This is a genomic window from Streptomyces sp. NPDC044063, from assembly GCF_056434285.1.
Window position 1 is genome coordinate 83488 of sequence record NZ_JBWKFM010000024.1, and the last position, 2652, is coordinate 86139.

General features: G+C 76.2%; 2 protein-coding genes. Both read left to right on the forward strand.

The annotated features are described in order from the left end of the window. On the forward strand, positions 1-1328 hold a 1328-nt coding region (locus AC07BS_RS26080; protein ID WP_478934666.1), incomplete at its 5' end, for a formimidoylglutamate deiminase. A 20-nt stretch (positions 1329-1348) separates the two neighbouring features. Next, a complete protein-coding gene (gene hutI / locus AC07BS_RS26085; RefSeq protein ID WP_478650004.1) occupies positions 1349-2515 on the forward strand; it encodes an imidazolonepropionase in 1167 nt (388 codons plus the stop codon). Positions 2516-2652 lie beyond the last annotated feature (137 nt).

Consider the following 2652-nt stretch of genomic DNA (forward strand, 5'->3'; position numbering starts at 1 on the left):
GCAAGGCGTGGCTAGACCCCCGTGTGAAGCGGGGCGTGACCATAGATGGGGAGGACCCCCCCCCCCCCCCCCCCCCCACCGAGGTCCCGGCCCCGCCGCCGGGGGCGGTAGCGCTGCGGGGGCTGACCCTCCCCGGCCTGGCCAACGCCCACAGCCACGCGTTCCACCGCGCCCTGCGCGGCCGCACCCAGGTGGGCTCCGGCACCTTCTGGACCTGGCGCGACGTCATGTACGGGGTCGCCGACCGGCTCACCCCGGACTCGTATTTCGGCCTGGCCCGCGCCACGTACGCCGAGATGGCCCTCGCCGGCATCACGTCCGTCGGCGAGTTCCACTACGTCCACCACGCCCCCGGCGGCACCCCCTACGCCGATCCCAACGCCATGGGCGAGGCCCTGATCGCGGCCGCCGCCGAGGCCGGCATCCGCATCACCCTCCTCGACACCGCCTACCTCTCCTCAGGTTTCGGTAATGGGCACAGCGGTGAGCCCCCCAACGCCCACCAGCTGCGCTTCTCCGACGGCACGGCCGACGCGTGGGCCGAGCGTGCCGCCGCCCTCAAGCCCGCCGAGCACGCCCGGATCGGCGCGGCCGTCCACTCCGTGCGTGCCGTGCCCGCCGACCAGCTGGCCACCGTCGCCCGCTGGGCGGACGAGCGGGAGGCGCCGCTGCACGTCCACCTCTCCGAGCAGACCGCCGAGAACGACGCCTGCCTGGCGGCGCACGGCCGCACCCCCACGCGGCTGCTCGCCGACCACGGCGTGCTCGGGCCCCGCACCTCCGCCGTGCACGCCACGCACCTCACCGACGAGGACATCGCCCTCCTCGGCGGCGCGGGCACGACGATCTGCATGTGCCCGACCACCGAGCGGGACCTCGCCGACGGCATCGGCCCCGCCGTCGCCCTCCAGCGGGCCGGCAGCCCGCTGTCCCTGGGCAGCGACAGCCACGCCGTGATCGACCTCCTGGAGGAGGCCCGGGCCATGGAGCTCGACGAGCGGCTGCGCAGCCGCACGCGGGGCCACTGGACCGCGGCCGCGCTGCTGCGCGCCGCCACCGAGGACGGCCACGCCTCCCTCGGCTGGGCCGACGCGGGCCGCATCGAGCCGGGCGCCCTCGCCGACCTCACGACCGTCGCGCTGGACTCCGTACGGACCGCCGGGCCGGAGCCGCGGCACGGTGCCGAGACGGCCGTATTCGCGGCGACCGGAGCGGACGTGCGGCATACGGTCGTGGGAGGACGCCATGTCGTACGCGACGGGGCGCACCAGCTCGTACCGGACGTGCCGCGGGCGCTGGCCGAGTCCATCGCCGCCCTGCGCGGCTGACGCCGAGGACCGGAGAAAGCATGAGCACGGCAATCACCAACATCAGCAGTCTCGTCACCAACGACCCCTCCCTCGGTGAAGGCCCCCTCGGCCTGATCCAGGACGCGGCGGTCGTCATCGACGGGGACCGCGTCGCCTGGGTCGGTGAGTCCAGCAAAGCACCCGCCACTGACAACGCCGTCGACGCCGCCGGCCGGGCCGTGATCCCCGGCTTCGTCGACTCCCACGCCCACCTGGTCTTCGCCGGTGACCGGACGGCCGAGTTCAACGCCCGTATGTCCGGGCAGAGCTACAGCGCGGGCGGCATCCGCACCACGGTGGCGGCCACCCGTGCGGCGAGCGACGCCGAGCTGGAGGCCAACCTCACCCGCTACCTCGGCGAGGCCCTGCGCCAGGGCACCACGACCCTGGAGACCAAGTCGGGCTACGGCCTGACCACCCAGGACGAGGCCCGGGCGCTGCGCATCGCCGCCGCCCACACCGACGAGGTCACCTACCTCGGCGCGCACGTCGTCGCCCCCGAGTTCGCCGACGACCCGGACGGCTACGTCGCCCTGGTCACCGGCGAGATGCTCGACGCCTGCGCCCCGCACGCCCGCTGGGTGGACGTGTTCTGCGAGCGGGGCGCCTTCGACGGCGACCAGGCCCGCGCGATCCTGGAGGCGGGCCGGAAGCGCGGCCTGGTGCCGCGCGTGCACGCCAACCAGCTGGGCCACGGCCCCGGCGTCCAGCTGGCCGTCGAGCTGGGCGCCGCGTCCGCCGACCACTGCACCCACCTCAGCGACGCGGACGTGGACGCCCTGGCGGACGGCGAGACGGTCGCCACGCTGCTGCCCGGCGCGGAGTTCTCCACCCGGGCCCGGTGGCCCGACGCCCGCCGGCTGCTGGACGCCGGGGTGACGGTCGCGCTGTCCACGGACTGCAACCCGGGCTCGTCCTTCACGAGTTCGATGCCGTTCTGCGTCGCCCTGGCCGTCCGCGACATGGGGATGACGCCCGACGAGGCGCTCTGGTCCGCGACGGCCGGCGGCGCCGCGGCGCTGCGCCGCACGGACATCGGCCGGCTGGGCCCGGGCGCCCGGGCGGACCTCGCCCTGCTCGACGCGCCCAGCCACGTCCACCTCGCCTACCGCCCCGGCGTCCCGCTCGTCTCGGCCGTCTGGCGCCGCGGGGTGCGCGAGGTCTGACGCGCCACCGGAGCACGCCACCGGAGGACGCCGCGCGCCACTGGAGCGCGAACGCCGGGGGGGGGGGGGGGGGGGGGGGGGGGGGGGGGGGGGGGGGTGGTGGGGGGGGGGGGGGGGGGGGGCGGGTCTCTCCGAAG

Excerpts from the sequence above, each read along its gene's own strand:
- hutI (WP_478650004.1), top strand. The coding sequence starts at position 1,349 with ATGAGCACGGCAATCACCAACATCAGCAGTCTCGTCACCAACGACCCC.